The 16,797-nt window shown below is 40.2% G+C and carries 13 protein-coding genes; 12 read left to right on the forward strand and 1 reads right to left on the reverse strand.

All coding sequences use genetic code 11. The features are described 5' to 3' along the window. Positions 1–218: 218 nt before the first annotated feature. The 9 genes from M594_RS02705 (at position 219) to M594_RS02745 (ending at position 11,635) form a co-directional block, all read left to right on the forward strand. Positions 219–3,950, forward strand: coding sequence for an SIALI-17 repeat-containing surface protein (locus tag M594_RS02705; protein WP_173875886.1), 3,732 nt, complete (start codon positions 219–221; stop codon positions 3,948–3,950). 254 nt (positions 3,951–4,204) lie between these two features. Continuing rightward, the gene (locus M594_RS02710) at positions 4,205–4,903 is read left to right on the forward strand and encodes an N-acetylmannosamine-6-phosphate 2-epimerase (RefSeq protein WP_001135679.1); all 699 of its coding nucleotides are present in this window, start codon (positions 4,205–4,207) and stop codon (positions 4,901–4,903) included. 113 nt (positions 4,904–5,016) lie between these two features. Then, positions 5,017–6,345 (forward strand): ABC transporter substrate-binding protein, encoded by a 1,329-nt coding sequence (locus M594_RS02715; protein ID WP_120770461.1) that lies wholly within the window; start codon positions 5,017–5,019, stop codon positions 6,343–6,345. Between the two features lie 221 nt (positions 6,346–6,566). Continuing rightward, positions 6,567–7,433: a carbohydrate ABC transporter permease gene (locus M594_RS02720; protein ID WP_161683542.1), complete on the forward strand. Its 867-nt coding sequence runs from the start codon at positions 6,567–6,569 to the stop codon at positions 7,431–7,433. A gap of 15 nt (positions 7,434–7,448) precedes the next feature. Beyond that, a complete protein-coding gene (locus M594_RS02725) occupies positions 7,449–8,288 on the forward strand; it encodes a carbohydrate ABC transporter permease (RefSeq protein WP_033676563.1) in 840 nt (279 codons plus the stop codon). A gap of 226 nt (positions 8,289–8,514) precedes the next feature. Then, a complete protein-coding gene (locus M594_RS02730; RefSeq protein ID WP_000575449.1) occupies positions 8,515–8,967 on the forward strand; it encodes a YhcH/YjgK/YiaL family protein in 453 nt (150 codons plus the stop codon). 19 nt (positions 8,968–8,986) lie between these two features. Beyond that, positions 8,987–9,631: a YesL family protein gene (locus tag M594_RS02735; RefSeq protein ID WP_173875887.1), complete on the forward strand. Its 645-nt coding sequence runs from the start codon at positions 8,987–8,989 to the stop codon at positions 9,629–9,631. Between the two features lie 172 nt (positions 9,632–9,803). Further along, entirely contained in the window at positions 9,804–10,721 is a 918-nt protein-coding gene (locus M594_RS02740; RefSeq protein ID WP_173875888.1) for a dihydrodipicolinate synthase family protein, read from the forward strand. A 17-nt stretch (positions 10,722–10,738) separates the two neighbouring features. After that, positions 10,739–11,635 carry an ROK family protein gene (locus M594_RS02745; RefSeq protein WP_173875889.1) on the forward strand — a complete coding sequence of 299 codons (897 nt, stop codon included), beginning with the start codon at positions 10,739–10,741 and terminating at the stop codon, positions 11,633–11,635. Between the two features lie 109 nt (positions 11,636–11,744). Here the strand turns inward: M594_RS02745 and M594_RS02750 are convergent, their stop codons facing one another. Further along, the gene (locus M594_RS02750; RefSeq protein ID WP_173875890.1) at positions 11,745–12,596 is read right to left on the reverse strand and encodes a MurR/RpiR family transcriptional regulator; all 852 of its coding nucleotides are present in this window, start codon (positions 12,594–12,596) and stop codon (positions 11,745–11,747) included. A gap of 254 nt (positions 12,597–12,850) precedes the next feature. Between M594_RS02750 and pbp2b the strand changes: the two genes are divergently transcribed. The 3 genes from pbp2b to M594_RS02765 all read left to right on the forward strand — a co-directional run bounded on the left by pbp2b (position 12,851) and on the right by M594_RS02765 (position 16,718). Then, positions 12,851–14,893 (forward strand): penicillin-binding protein PBP2B, encoded by a 2,043-nt coding sequence (pbp2b, locus tag M594_RS02755; protein ID WP_302478539.1) that lies wholly within the window; start codon positions 12,851–12,853, stop codon positions 14,891–14,893. A gap of 10 nt (positions 14,894–14,903) precedes the next feature. Next, the gene (gene recR, locus M594_RS02760; RefSeq protein ID WP_000966748.1) at positions 14,904–15,500 is read left to right on the forward strand and encodes a recombination mediator RecR; all 597 of its coding nucleotides are present in this window, start codon (positions 14,904–14,906) and stop codon (positions 15,498–15,500) included. Positions 15,501–15,674: 174 nt separating this feature from the next. Further along, positions 15,675–16,718, forward strand: coding sequence for a D-alanine--D-alanine ligase (locus M594_RS02765; protein ID WP_173875891.1), 1,044 nt, complete (start codon positions 15,675–15,677; stop codon positions 16,716–16,718). The last annotated feature ends 79 nt before the right edge of the window (positions 16,719–16,797 follow it).

Here is a 16,797-nt window from a genome sequence, read left to right on the forward strand (position 1 = left end):
CGAGATAAACCTATGACTTTATTGTATAATAAAGAAAAAGTGTCTAGGAAAGGAGTGAAAGAGCTACTGTTTGGATTGCAGCTAGCTAAATGTTGAAAGAGAGAAGGAGAGCAACTCTCGTCCATTAATTGCTTTCTTGTGTTTTCCTATGATGGGGAGTAAAAATTTTAAAGCAAAAAGAAAGCGCTTTATTTTTTGTGAAATTGAAAGGTAGAAAGATGAATCAAAAGAATTTTGATAGAAAACAAAGATATGGCATTCGTAAATTTGCAGTGGGTGTAGCCTCTGTAATCATTGGTGCAGTGGTGTTTGGTGTAAATCCTGTATTGGCAAATGAACAAGGAAATTCAACTGTAACTGCTGCTGAAAATAATAATCAAGGTTTATCAGAATTACCAAAAGAAGCTTCTTCAGGAAGTCTTGCACATTTAGATAGTGAACTAGCTGGAAAATTGGCAACAGCGAAAGACAATGGTGTGGAAGTTGATCAGGATAAGTTAAAGAAAAATGAGACTACTGAAGCAGAGACGACAACTCCAACAAATAAACCTGCAGCTGAAAATACACCAGCTCCTGCTGATAAACCAGAAACAGATTCTGGAACTACAGAAGCCAGTAACAAGGACCAAGATAAAGAAGAAGAGGGCGTGATTCCTCGAGACTACTATGCTAGAGATATCGCAAACGCAACTCCAGTAGTGGAAAAAGAAGATGTTGAAACAAATTCGAAGAATGGTCAGCGTGTAGATTTAGCTAGTGAATTAAATGCATTGAAGAAACTTCAAAATGCGACCATTCATATGGAATTCAAGCCAGATGCCAAAGCTCCAGATTTTTATAATCTATTCTCAGTGTCTAGTGATAAGAAAAAAGATGAGTACTTCACCATGGCTGTTCTCAATAATACAGCCTTAATTGAGGGACGTGATGCTAATGGAACACAATTTTATGATAAATATACGGATGCTCCATTGAAAATTAAGCCTGGGCAGTGGAATTCAGTTACCTTTACTGTAGAAAGACCGAATGCAGAAAATCCAGGAGGAAAAGTTAGACTTTATGTAAACGGTGTTTTATCGCGTACCAGCTTGAAATCTGGTAAATTTATCAAGGATATGCCAGATATTACCCATGCTCAACTTGGTGCAACAAATCGGGCAGGGAGATCAGTTTGGGGAGCAAATTTACAGGTTCGTAATTTGAGTGTTTATGATCGTGTATTAACTCCAGAGGAAGTTCAAAAACGGAGCCAATTGTTTGAGAGATCTGATTTGGAACAAAAGCTACCAGAAGGGGCTAAAGTTACTGAAAAACAAGATGTCTTTGAAGGTGGTATGCATAATAAACCAAATAAAGATGGTATCAAGAGTTATCGTATTCCTGCTCTTCTTAAAACTGATAAAGGAACCTTGATTGCTGGTGCTGACGAACGCCGCTTACACCAATATGACTGGGGTGATATCGGTATGGTCGTCAGACGAAGTGAGGATAAGGGGAAAACATGGAGCGATCGAGTAACGATTACAAATTTACGAGACAATCCAAAAGCCTCTGATCCATCGATCGGTTCACCAGTGAACATCGATATGGTTTTGGTTCAAGATCCTGTAACAAAACGAATTTTTTCTATCTATGATATGTTCCCAGAAGGGAAAGGAATCTTTGGAATGGCTGCTCAAAGAGAAGAAGCCTATAAACAAATCGATGGCAAAACTTACCAAATTCTCTACAAAGAAGGCGAAGAAGGTTCCTATACAATACGCGAAAATGGCACAGTTTATACTCCAGATGGGAAACCAACCGATTATCGTGTTGTTGTAAACCCAGTTAAACCAGCTTATAGCGATAAAGGTGATTTGTATCAAGGGAATCAACTATTAGGAAATATTTATTTCACAAGCAATAAAACGTCTCCATTTAGAGTTGCTAAGGATTCTTATCTATGGATGTCTTACAGTGATGATGATGGTAAGACTTGGTCAGCACCTCAAGATATTACCCCAATGGTAAAAGCTGATTGGATGAAATTCTTAGGGGTTGGGCCTGGAACAGGAATTACTCTTCATACCGGACCTCATAAAGGTCGAATCATTGTACCTACTTATACAACTAATCAGACCAACCACTTAAACGGTTCTCAATCATCTCGGGTTATCTACTCAGATGACCATGGTAAGACTTGGCATATGGGAGGTGGTGTGAATGACCATCGTACGCTGACTGATGGCACTGTGATTGACTCAAGTACCATGAGTAATTATTATGCTCAAAATACTGAGTCCTCTGTTGTACAATTAAATAATGGAGATCTCAAGCTCTTCATGCGTGGCTTGACAGGGGACCTTCAAGTTGCTACTAGTAAAGATGGTGGAGTAACTTGGGAAAATGATATAAAACGTTATGCGGATGTCAAGGATGTTTACGTTCAATTGGCTGCTATTCATACGATGCATGATGGAAAAGAGTATATTGTCCTTAGTAATGCAGGTGGACCAGGACGTTTCAACGGTTTGGTACACTTAGCCCGTGTCGAAGAAAATGGAGAGCTGACTTGGCTTAAGCATAATCCTATTCAAAGTGGTAAGTTTGCCTACAATTCTATTCAAGATCTCGGGAATGGCGAATATGGATTGCTTTATGAGCATGCAGATAACAACCAAAACGAATATACCTTGTCTTATAAGAAATTTAATTGGGATTTCTTAAGCAAGGATATGATTTCTCCAACCGAAGCAAAAGTTACACATGCAGTTCATATGGGGCAAGGCATTATTGCCATGGAATTTGATTCAGAAGTATTGGTCAATCAAGCACCAACATTACAGCTTGCAAATGGTAAGACAGCTACGTTTATGACGCAGTATGATACCAAGACACTGTTGTTTACAGTAGATCCTGAGGATATTGGTCAAAAAGTTACAGGATTAGCAGAAGGTGCTATCGAAAGTATGCATAATTTGCCTGTTTCAGTAGTTGGTTCTAAAATTACTCATGGTGTAAATGGAAGCGAAGCTGCGACAAATGAAGTTCCAGAATTTATAGGTGGAGTTAATGGTGAAGAAGGAGCAGTTGCGGCAGAAGTTCCTGAATATACAGGACCATTAGCGACAGAAGTAGAAGAAGCACCAACAGTAGAAAAGCCAGAATTTACGGGTGGAGTTAATGGCGAAGAAGGAGCAGTTGCGGCAGAAGTTCCTGAATATACAGGCCAATTAGCGATGGCAGGAGAAGAAGTGCCAACAGTAGACAAGCCAGAATTTACAGGTGGAGTTAATGGAGAGGAGGCTGTAGTAACTGAAGAAGCTCCTGAATATACTGGTTCTCTTGCAACAGCAGGAGAAGAAGCCTTTGTTACGGAAGTTCCTGAATATACAGGTCAATTGGCAACAGTGGGAGAAGAACCAGCTCCAACAGTAGAAAAAACGGAATTCACAGGAGGGGTTAATGCGGTTGAAGCAGCGATCCATGATCTTCCAGAATTCACAGGAGGCGTAAATGCAGTTCTAGCAGCTTCAAATGATGTTCCTGAATATACGGGAGGTGCTAATTTTGTCTTGGCAGCTTCAAATGATGTTCCTGAATATACGGGAGGTGCTAATTTTGTCTTGGCGGCTTCAAATGATGTTCCTGAATATACGGGAGGTGCTAATTTTGTCTTAGCGGCTTCAAATGACCTTCCTGAGTATAAAGGAGGTGTCAACGGCGCTGAGGCGGCAGTCCATGAAGTGCCAGAGTACAAGGGAGAAGCCAAACCAGTCTTAGTAGCTGCAAACGAACGTCCAGCTAAGAAGTTATCTCTTGGACAAGATGCTACTTATCAAGCACCAATGGCTAAACAAAACGAACTACCAAATACTGGAAGTAAAGAAAACACAACCCTTATTTCTATGGGATTAGTGGCAGGTCTCTTATCTGTCTTGACATTTGGGAAGAAACGAAAAGAGGACTAGATTAGGTCTTGAATAAAATAAATTTTGCTCATCGTTAATGATAAAAGAGATGGCCTATTTGAAAGATGGCTATCTCTTTTTATCATTTTAGATACTGAGCGAATTGAAAATAAGACAGAGCTGAAACTACTTTCAGAAACAGCTGTTCTATAAAATACTTTTGAAACTGAAATCTATTCTACCACAAAGTATTGAAAGCGCTTTAAAAATAATATATAATGAACTCATAAGAACAAAGAAAAGGAGGAAAGAGGATGCCACAGATTACTAAAGAAGCCTTGATTGCACAAATCAAAGATGGAATCATCGTTTCTTGTCAGGCCCTTCCTCACGAACCGCTCTACACAGAAGCGGGAGGAGTCATTCCCTTGCTGGTCAAAGCGGCTGAGCAAGGTGGAGCAGTCGGTATCCGAGCAAATAGTGTTCGCGATATCAAGGAAATCAAGGAGGTCACAAACCTTCCAATTATTGGGATAATAAAACGAGATTATCCACCGCAAGAACCCTTCATCACTGCTACTATGAAAGAAGTTGATGAATTGGCAGAACTTGATATAGAGGTCATTGCTCTAGATTGTACCAAGCGGGAACGCTATGATGGTTTGGAGATTCAAGAGTTCATTCGTCAGGTTAAGGAAAAATATCCTAACCAGCTCTTGATGGCTGATACAAGTACTTTCGAGGAAGGATTGGCAGCCGTTGAAGCAGGAATTGACTTTGTCGGAACAACATTATCAGGATACACATCTTACAGTCCAAAGGTGGATGGTCCCGATTTTGAATTGATCAAAAAACTCTGTGATGCTGGTGTAGATGTCATTGCAGAAGGAAAAATTCATACACCAGAACAAGCCAAACAAATCCTAGGATATGGAGTGCGAGGCATTGTTGTTGGTGGCGCTATTACTAGACCAAAAGAGATTACAGAACGTTTTGTTGCTGGTCTCAAATAACACAATCTCAAAACAGAGGAGAGTGGTGGATGCGTCGGATAAAATGAAAACGTATACAAATGCAAAGAACTCATTATCCAATATGGATACGCTTATCAATTAGGAGAATACAAATGAAATTTAGAAAACTAGCTTGTACAGTACTTGCGGGTGCTGCGGTTCTTGGCCTTGCTGCTTGTGGAAATTCTGGCGGAAGTAAAGATGCTGCAAAATCTGGTAGCGATAGCGGAAAAACAGAAATTACTTGGTGGGCATTCCCAGTCTTCACTCAAGAAAAAACTGGTGACGGTGTTGGAACATATGAAAAATCAATCATCGAAGCTTTTGAAAAAGCAAATCCAGATGTAAAAGTGAAATTAGAAACCATCGACTTCAAGTCAGGTCCTGAAAAAATCACAACAGCTATCGAAGCCGGAACAGCTCCAGACGTACTTTTTGATGCACCAGGACGTATCATCCAATACGGTAAAAATGGTAAATTGGCTGAGTTGAACGACCTCTTCACAGACGAATTCGTCAAAGATGTTAACAACGAAAACATTGTACAAGCAAGTAAAGCTGGAGACAAAGCTTACATGTATCCAATCAGTTCAGCACCATTCTACATGGCTATGAACAAGAAAATGTTGGAAGATGCTGGAGTTGCAAACCTTGTAAAAGAAGGTTGGACTACTGATGATTTTGAAAAAGTTTTGAAAGCACTTAAAGATAAAGGCTACACACCAGGTTCATTGTTCAGTTCTGGTCAAGGGGGAGACCAAGGAACACGTGCCTTCATCTCAAACCTTTATGGAGCTTCTGTAACAGATAAAGATGTAACAAAATATACAACTGATGATCCTAAATTCGTCAAAGGTCTTGAAAAAGCAGCTAGCTGGATTAAAGACGGTTTGTTGAACAATGGTTCACAATTTGACGGTGGAGCAGATATCCAAAACTTTGCCAACGGTCAAACATCTTACACAATCCTTTGGGCACCAGCTCAAAACGGTATCCAAGCTAAACTCTTGGAAGCAAGTAAAGTAGAAGTGGTAGAAGTACCATTCCCATCAGATTCAGGTAAACCAGCTCTTGAATACCTTGTAAATGGATTTGCAGTATTCAACAACAAAGACGACAAGAAAGTTGCAGCATCTAAGAAATTCGTTCAATTTATCGCGGATGACAAAGAATGGGGTCCAAAAGACGTTGTTCGTACAGGTGCCTTCCCAGTTCGTACTTCATTTGGCAAACTTTATGAAGACAAACGTATGGAAACAATCAGTGGTTGGACTAAATACTACTCACCATACTACAATACTATCAATGGTTTTGCTGAAATGAGAACACTTTGGTTCCCAATGTTGCAATCTGTATCAAATGGTGACGAAAAACCAGCGGATGCTTTGAAAGCCTTCACTGAAAAAGCTAACGAAACAATTAAAAAAGCTACAAAACAATAAGCACTAAATCAGATTGACTCCTCCCTTTTCCCTGTGCATAGTCTATGTAAGAAAAGGGAGGATTTTGTTTGAAATGTAAGGAACTGTCACGAAATTAAAATGAAGTTCTTACATAAGCGAATCTTAAAAAATTTCATTTTGATTTTAAAACAGTTCAAGAAAATCCAAAAAATTCTATTTGTGAAAGAGAGGTGCCGACTGTGAAAGTCAATAAAATTCGTATGCGGGAAACAGTGATTTCCTACGCTTTCCTAGCACCAGTATTATTCTTCTTTGTCATCTTTGTATTGGCTCCTATGATTATGGGATTCATTACAAGTTTCTTTAACTACTCAATGACGAAATTTGAGTTTGTGGGCTTGGACAACTACATTCGTATGTTTAAAGACCCTGTCTTTATGAAGTCTTTGATCAATACCGTGATTCTGGTTATTGGATCTGTACCAGTTGTTGTTCTATTCTCACTCTTTGTAGCATCTCAGACCTATCATCAAAATGCCATTGCCAGATCCTTCTACCGTTTCGTCTTCTTCCTTCCTGTTGTAACAGGTAGTGTTGCCGTAACAGTTGTTTGGAAATGGATTTATGACCCACTATCAGGGATTTTAAACTTTGTCCTTAAGTCAAGCCATATCATCAGCCAGAATATTTCTTGGTTGGGAGATAAAAACTGGGCTTTGATGGCGATTATGATTATCCTTTTGACTACATCTGTTGGTCAGCCGATTATCCTTTATATCGCTGCTATGGGGAATATTGACAATTCATTGGTGGAAGCAGCTCGGGTTGACGGTGCGACTGAATTGCAAGTGTTCTGGAAGATTAAATGGCCTAGCCTCCTTCCAACAACTCTTTACATCGCAATCATTACAACAATCAACTCATTCCAGTGTTTCGCCTTGATTCAGCTTTTGACTTCAGGTGGTCCAAACTATTCAACAAGTACACTTATGTACTACCTTTACGAAAAAGCCTTCCAATTGACAGAATACGGTTATGCAAACACTATCGGCGTCTTCTTGGCAGTGATGATCGCTATCGTAAGCTTTGTTCAATTTAAAGTACTTGGAAACGACGTAGAATATTAAAGAAAGGAGACAGCTATGCAATCTACACAAAAGAAACCTTTAACAGCTTTCACTGTTATTTCAACTATTATCTTGCTCTTGTTGACCGTGCTGTTCATCTTTCCATTCTACTGGATTTTGACAGGTGCCTTCAAGTCACAACCTGATACAATCGTTATTCCACCACAATGGTTCCCTAAAATGCCAACCATGGAAAACTTCCAACAACTTATGGTGCAAAACCCTGCTATGCAGTGGATGTGGAACTCTGTGTTTATTTCATTGGTAACCATGTTCTTAGTCTGTGCGACCTCTTCTCTAGCAGGTTATGTACTAGCTAAAAAACGTTTCTATGGCCAACGTATTCTTTTTGCAATCTTCATTGCAGCCATGGCACTTCCAAAACAAGTTGTCCTTGTACCATTGGTACGTATCGTCAACTTCATGGGAATCCATGACACTCTTTGGGCAGTTATCTTGCCTTTGATTGGATGGCCATTCGGGGTCTTCCTCATGAAACAGTTCAGTGAGAATATCCCTACAGAGTTGCTTGAATCAGCTAAAATCGACGGTTGTGGTGAGATTCGTACCTTCTGGAGCGTAGCATTCCCAATTGTGAAACCAGGATTTGCAGCCCTTGCAATCTTCACCTTCATCAATACTTGGAACGACTACTTCATGCAGTTGGTAATGTTGACTTCACGCCAAAACTTGACCATCTCACTTGGGGTTGCGACTATGCAGGCTGAAATGGCAACCAACTATGGTTTGATCATGGCAGGAGCTGCCCTTGCAGCTGTGCCAATTGTAACAGTCTTCCTTGTCTTCCAAAAATCCTTCACTCAGGGTATTACTATGGGAGCTGTCAAAGGTTAATACTCTGCGAAAATTGAATTCAAACTACGTCAGCGTCACCTTGCCATACTTAAGTATTGCCTGCGGTTAGCTTCCTAGTTTGTTCTTCAATTTTCATTGAGTATAAGAGAATACAGAGTTATAAGTGTCTACAAAATGTTGGGTATTTGCTTACCTTAGAGATTTTGTCAGACACTTATAAACTTAAGAATGATTTTAGTTGACTATCAGAAACGAAGGAAAGAGTATGATTTTTGACGATTTGAAAAACATCACCTTTTACAAAGGGATTCATCCTAATTTAGATAAGGCTATCGACTATCTCTACCAACATCGTAAAGATTCGTTCGAATTAGGAAAGTACGAGATTGACGGAGATAAAGTCTTTCTAGTTGTTCAGGAAAATGTCCTCAATCAAGCTGAAAATGATCAATTTGAGCATCATAAAAACTATGCAGATTTGCATTTGCTGGTAGAAGGACATGAATATTCGAGCTATGGTTCACGTATTAAAGATGAAGCAGTAGCATTTGACGAAGCGAGTGACATTGGCTTTGTGCATTGTCATGAAAAATACCCACTCTTGTTGGGTTATCACAATTTTGCGATTTTCTTCCCAGGAGAACCTCACCAGCCAAATGGCTATGCAGGTATGGAAGAGAAGGTTCGCAAATATCTCTTTAAAATTTTGATTGATTAAAAAATCAGGAGGAGCAAACATGGCACAAAAAGGAGTAAGCCTTATCAAGGCAGCATTTGATACAGATAACTTTCTCATGCGTTTTAGTGAGAAGGTCTTGGATATCGTGACAGCCAATCTTCTTTTTGTCGTCTCTTGTTTGCCCATCGTGACGATTGGAGTGGCTAAAATTAGCCTCTACGAGACTATGTTTGAGATTAAGAAGAGCAGACGTGTGCCTGTCTTTAGAATCTATTTAAGAGCTTTCAAGCAAAATCTGAAACTAGGTCTTCAGTTAGGTCTGCTTGAGTTGGGCATTGTCTCATTAAGCCTTCTAGATCTCTATCTCTTCTGGGGTCAGACAGCTATGCCTTTCCAAATGGTGAAAGCTATCTGTCTAGGCGTTCTTATCTTCCTGACTATCGTGATGTTGGCTAGCTATCCCATCGCTGCGCGCTATGATTTGACTTGGAAAGAAGTGTTACAAAAAGGACTTATCTTGGCAAGTTTTAACTTTCCTTGGTTCTTCCTCATGTTAGTTATTATCTTTCTCATTGTGATAGTTCTTTATCTGTCCGCCTTCAGTTTACTTTTAGGTGGCTCAGCCTTCCTGCTTTTTGGGTTTGGACTCTTAGTCTTTATCCAGACTGGATTGATGGAGAAAATTTTCTCAAAATACCAATAGCATGGCTTGTCTATAAAACTACTTTCAAGCCCTAAACATTTCAAAATACATATCGAAACTAAAATCTAAGTGTACACAAGATATTGAAAGCGTTTTTCACAAGGTGTATACTAAACACGTAAAGAATAAATCCTGCTTTTAGCAGAAAAAAAGAAAACTTAGGAGAAAATCTATGTCAGATTTAAAAAAATACGAAGGTGTCATTCCAGCCTTTTACGCATGTTATGATGATCAAGGAGAAGTAAGTCCAGAGCGTACGCGTGCCTTGGTTCAATACTTCATTGATAAAGGTGTTCAAGGTCTTTATGTCAATGGATCTTCTGGTGAATGTATCTACCAAAGCGTTGAAGACCGTAAATTAATCTTAGAAGAAGTCATGGCAGTTGCCAAAGGTAAATTGACTATTATTGCCCATGTTGCTTGCAACAATACCAAAGACAGTATGGAACTTGCTCGCCATGCTGAAAGCTTGGGTGTAGATGCTATTGCAACGATTCCGCCGATTTATTTCCGCTTGCCAGAATACTCAGTTGCTAAATATTGGAACGATATCAGTTCTGCAGCTCCAAATACAGACTACGTGATTTACAACATTCCTCAATTGGCAGGAGTTGCTTTGACTCCAAGTCTTTATACTGAAATGTTGAAGAATCCACGTGTTATCGGTGTGAAGAACTCTTCTATGCCAGTTCAAGATATCCAAACCTTTGTCAGCCTTGGTGGAGAAGACCACATCGTCTTTAACGGTCCAGATGAACAGTTTCTAGGTGGTCGCCTCATGGGTGCCAAAGCTGGTATCGGTGGTACTTATGGTGCTATGCCAGAACTCTTCTTGAAACTCAACCAATTGATTGCTAACAAAGACTTGGAAACAGCGCGTGAATTGCAGTATGCTATCAACGCTATCATTGGTAAACTCACTTCTGCACATGGAAATATGTACGGTGTCATCAAAGAGGTCTTGAAGATCAATGAAGGACTGAACATTGGTTCTGTTCGCTCACCATTGACACCAGTGACTGAAGAAGATCGTCCAGTTGTAGAAGCAGCTGCAGCCTTGATTCGCGAAACCAAGGAGCGCTTCCTCTAATCCATAAGGAGGTATTTATGACACACTACGTTGCAATTGATATCGGTGGAACCAATATCAAATATGGTTTGATCGACCAAGAAGGCCAACTTGTTGAATCGCATGAAATGCCAACTGAGGCGCATAAGGGTGGTCCTCATATCTTACAAAAGACCAAAGATATCGTAGCTAGCTATTTAGAACAAGGTCTAGTAGCAGGTGTTGCTATTTCTTCTGCAGGGATGGTAGATCCAGATAAGGGGGAAATTTTCTATGCTGGGCCTCAAATTCCTAACTACGCAGGAACTCAGTTCAAAAAGGAAATCGAGACTAGCTTTAATATTCCTTGTGAGATTGAAAATGATGTCAACTGTGCAGGTCTTGCTGAAGCGGTATCTGGTTCAGGCAAGGGAGCGAGTATCACTCTTTGCTTGACTATTGGAACCGGTATCGGTGGTTGTTTGATTATGGATGGGAAAGTCTTCCATGGATTTAGCAATTCAGCCTGTGAAGTCGGTTATATGCATATGCAGGATGGATCGTTCCAAGATTTGGCTTCTACAACAGCTTTAGTGAAATATGTAGCAGCAGGTCATGGAGATCCAGTTGACCAGTGGAATGGTCGTCGTATCTTTAAGGAAGCCACTGAAGGAAACAAGATTTGTATGGCTGGTATTGACCGTATGGTAGACTATCTAGGAAAAGGTCTGGCAAATATTTGCTATGTGGCCAATCCAGAAGTAGTCATTCTCGGTGGCGGTATCATGGGACAAGAGGCTATCCTCAAACCCAAAATCCGTACAGCCTTGAAAGAAGCCTTGGTGCCAAGCCTCGCTGAAAAAACACGATTAGAATTTGCCCATCATCAAAATACAGCAGGTATGTTGGGTGCTTATTATCATTTTATACTCAATGAAAATCAAAGAGCAAACTAGGAAGTTAGCCGTAGGCAGTACTTGAGTACGACAAGGCGAAGCTGACGTGGTTTGAATTTGATTTTCGAAGAGTATTAAGACAAAACAATCCTAGTTTGGCTAGACCAAACTAGGATTTTCTTACACGTTTTTGTCTACGATAGCCATTGAGTTTTTTATTTTCCCAATAGCTATTAAAGATTTTCTCCTTGCTTTCACGATTGATTTCCAAAAAGTAGGCATAAATCAAATCGATAAAGAAGAGCATAGGAAGTTGAGCGGATATTCGTTGGATGTAGGAAGGCTGGCTGTGACTGGCTACAAGAACAGTCTCCGTATAGGCCTGACTATCTTTATTGGGAACACTTGTAAAGAGTACAGTATTTGCCCCCATCTCTTTCGCGTCTAATAGACTATCTAGAATAGAAGGAGTTGAGCCAGAAAGTGAGAAACCAAGTACTAGACAATTTTCATCCATAATGCTGGTTGTCCAGGCAAAACCGTCTTGGTCGGTTAAAGCCTCGCAGACCACACCCAGACGCATGAAGCGCAATTTCATTTCACGAGCGACAAGTCCAGAACTACCTGTTCCAAAGAAGTAGACACGATCAGCATCTTCGATTAACTGGGCGATTCGTTCTAGTTGTTCTTCGTCAATCAAGTCCTGTGTTTGTTCCCGCATGTGACTATAGCTTCGAAGAACTCGGTTGGTTAAAGGACTATGATTGTGAGAATGAGTCTCCTGTTTCTTTGCTTGGTGCTGGTATTGGAAAATAAATTCTCTATAGCCTGTAAAACCACACTTTTTAGAAAAGCGGGTCAGAGCAGCTTGAGAGATATGTAATTTTTGAGTGACCTGTTGGGAGGAAAGGTCATCTTGAATGGTTTCAGCTTGCAAAAAATAACGAGCGATTTCTTGCTCTAAATCTGTTAATTCTTCAAAATGAAAATCGATAATGGATGCAATGTCTGGCTTATTCATGGGGCTCCTTTTCATGAGTCAATTGCTTAAAAGTTGACAATTCCCTAACTATTATTATCATTATATCATAGAAGAATAGATAAAAACATAAAAAGCCATTTTCAATTAAAAGTCAAAAAAAGGTATCGATTTTTCTAAGAGTTTCTCCTTAAAATATGATACAATGAAGAGTAATAATCTTCTTTCAAGTTTTATATTTTTTAGTGAAAATGGGATGGAAGATGGAAATTTTTCTAGAAATGAGACATGGTTGTATGAGAAAATTTAACAGTCATTCGATTCCGATTCGACTTAATCTACTATTTGGAATAGTTATCTTGCTTTTCATGACGATTATTGGTCGTCTTCTTTATATGCAGGTATTAAATAAAGACTTTTACGAAACGAAATTAGCATCAGCAAGTCAAACGAGAGTGACAACTAGTTCGGCTCGAGGACAAATCTACGATGCAACGGGGAAACCTCTTGTTGAAAATACCATCAAGCAAGTTGTGTCTTTTACAAGGACTAACAAGATGACGGCAGCTGAACTCAAAGAGACTGCAAAAAAACTTCTTACTTATGTGAATGTCAGCTCTCCTAATCTCACAGACCGTCAGATTGCTGATTATTACTTGGCTGACCAAGAAATTTATAAAAAAATAGTCGATGCTTTGCCACGTGATAAGCGTTTGGATTCGGATGGAAATCTTCTTTCGGAAGCAACTCTTTACAACAATGCAGTGGAAAGTGTTGATGTGAGTCAGCTCAACTATACGGATGATCAGAAAAAAGAAATTTATTTATTTAGTCAGCTAAATACTGTTGAAAATTTTGCTACAGGAACAATCGCAACGGATTCTTTAGATGACACACAAGTTGCTCTTGTCGCCTCAGCCTCCAAGGATTTACCAGGAATTAGCATTTCTACTTCATGGGATAGAAAAGTCCTAGACACTTCTTTGTCTTCAATTGTAGGTAGTGTATCAAGTGAAAAATCAGGTCTTCCAGCAGAGGAAGTGGATGCTTATTTGAAAAAAGGCTACTCTCTGAATGACCGAGTGGGGACTTCGTATCTTGAAAAGCAGTACGAAGAAGTACTACAGGGAAAACGTTCTGTTAAAGAAGTATATCTTGATAAACATGGCAACATGGAAAGTGTTGAAAATGTAGAGGAAGGAAGCAAAGGGAACAACATCAAACTAACGATTGACCTAGCTTTCCAAAATGGAGTGGATGATCTGCTTAAGAGTTATTTTAATTCGGAGCTAGGTAACGGAGGAGCTAGATATTCTGAAGGAGTGTATGCAGTAGCACTTAATCCTAAAACAGGAGCCGTCCTTGCCATGTCTGGGATCAAGCATGATACTGAGTCAGGTAAATTGAGTTCAGATTCCTTAGGGACAGTCACCGACGTGTTTGTGCCAGGGTCAGTAGTTAAGGCCGCTACCATCAGCTCAGGTTGGGAAAATGGTGTTTTATCAGGAAACCAAACCTTAACAGATCAGCCTATTGTTTTCCAAGGTTCAGCTCCAATTAATTCTTGGTATACATTGGCATATGGATCTTTTCCTATTACAGCTGTGGAAGCCTTGGAGTATTCATCTAATACTTACATGGTTCAAACCGCTCTTGGAATCATGGGCCAGACCTATCAACCAAATATGACGGTTGCAACAGGGCAATTAGAGGCTGCTATGGGTAAATTACGTTCGACCTTTGGAGAATATGGACTTGGAACTTCGACTGGAATCGATCTTCCAGATGAATCGACAGGATTTACACCAAAAGAATTTGATTTGGCTAATTATATTAATAATGCTTTTGGCCAGTTTGATAACTATACTCCTATGCAATTGGCCCAGTATGTTGGAACCATTGCCAACAATGGTGTTCGGATTGCACCTCACATTGTTGAGGGAATTTATGGAAATAATGAACAAGGTGGCTTAGGCAATCTGCTTCAAGAGACGACTAGCAAAGAAATGAATAAGATTAATATCTCAGAGTCAGATATGTCTATTCTGCAACAAGGATTTTATCAAGTTTCACATGGTGGTAGTGCTTTGACAACTGGTCGTGCCTTTTCAAATGGTGCAGCTGTATCCATTAGTGGAAAAACAGGTACTGCCGAAAGTTATGTTAATGGGGGGCAAAAAGCTAATAATACTAACGCAGTCGCTTATGCACCAACCGAAAATCCTCAAATCGCGGTCGCAGTTGTCTTCCCGCATAACACCAATCTTACAAATGGTGTCGGACCTTCCATTGCGCGCGATATTATCAATCTTTATCACCAAAATCATCCAATGAATTAGAAAGGAACTTATGCTTTATCCAACACCTATTGCCAAGCTAATTGACAGTTATTCCAAGTTACCGGGTATCGGGATTAAGACGGCTACCCGTCTGGCCTTTTATACTATTGGAATGTCTGATGACGATGTCAATGAATTTGCTAAAAATCTCCTTTCTGCTAAGAGAGAGCTGACCTATTGTTCTATTTGTGGTCGTTTGACTGATGACGATCCTTGCTCTATCTGTACCGATCCAAGTCGTGACCAGACAACGATTTTGGTGCTAGAGGATAGTCGTGATGTGGCAGCCATGGAGAACATCCAAGAATACCATGGACTCTATCATGTCTTGCATGGACTCATTTCTCCCATGAATGGTATCAGTCCGGACGATATCAATCTCAAGAGCCTCATGACTCGTCTGATGGATAGTGAAGTTTCAGAGGTAATCGTAGCAACAAATGCTACAGCAGATGGTGAAGCGACATCCATGTATCTTTCTCGTTTGCTCAAGCCGGCTGGTATCAAGGTTACGCGTCTAGCACGAGGTCTCGCTGTGGGAGCGGATATCGAGTATGCAGATGAAGTCACACTCTTACGAGCCATTGAAAATCGGACAGAGTTGTAAGTGGAGACAAATTAACAAACTCAATTCATTTATACAAAAATCAAGGAGGCCGATATTTATTTTATCGGTCTCTTTTTAGATTTCTTGAAGACTAGTATCAGGTTCAAGTTTCAAAAAAGAAGCAAATATGATATACTAAAGAGCGAGTATTCTATTAGAATTAGGACAAGTAATATGAAACAAATGATTATTCTTTTATACGGTGGACGTAGTGCAGAGCGTGAAGTCTCTGTCCTTTCAGCTGAGAGTGTCATGCGTGCGGTTAACTACGATCGTTTCACAGTCAAGACTTTCTTCATTAGTCAGTCAGGTGACTTTATCAAAACCCAAGAATTTAGCCAGACTCCAGGTCAAGAGGACCGTCTCATGACCAATGAAAACATTGATTGGGATAAGAAAGTTGCACCAAGTGCTATCTATGAAGAAGGAGCAGTGGTCTTTCCAGTCCTTCATGGCCCAATGGGAGAAGATGGCTCTGTTCAAGGATTCCTTGAAGTTTTGAAAATGCCTTACGTTGGTTGCAACATCTTGTCATCAAGTCTTGCTATGGACAAAATCACGACCAAGCGTGTTCTAGAATCTGTCGGAATTGCCCAAGTTCCTTATGTGGCCATTGTCGAAGGTGATGATGTGACTGCTAAAATTGCCGAAGTTGAAGAAAAATTGACTTACCCAGTTTTCACAAAACCATCAAACATGGGTTCTAGTGTCGGTATTTCTAAATCTGAAACTCAAGAAGAACTCCGCCAAGCCTTGAAACTTGCCTTCCAATATGACAGCCGTGTCTTGGTTGAGCAAGGAGTGAATGCCCGTGAAATCGAGGTTGGTCTCTTGGGGAACTACGATGTCAAGAGCACGTTGCCAGGAGAAGTTGTCAAGGATGTTGACTTCTACGACTATGACGCCAAGTATATTGATAACAAGATTACTATGGATATTCCAGCCAAAATCAGTGATGATGTGGTAGCTGTCATGCGTCAGAATGCAGAAACGGCTTTCCGTGCCATTGGTGGCCTCGGTCTCTCTCGTTGCGATTTCTTCTATACAGATAAGGGAGAGGTTTTCCTAAACGAGCTTAATACCATGCCAGGTTTCACCCAGTGGTCTATGTATCCACTACTTTGGGACAATATGGGAATCAGTTACCCAGAACTAATCGAGCGTTTGGTTGACCTTGCTAAGGAAAGTTTTGACAAGCGCGAAGCGCATTTGCTATAAAAATGAAAGAGAGGGTAGAAGCCAGAACCATCACTGCAAGGTGACTAGAGTTCTCGAGCTTCGACCCTTTTTAAAGGAG

The organism is Streptococcus mitis (assembly GCF_013305725.1).
GTDB lineage: Bacteria > Bacillota > Bacilli > Lactobacillales > Streptococcaceae > Streptococcus > Streptococcus mitis_BO.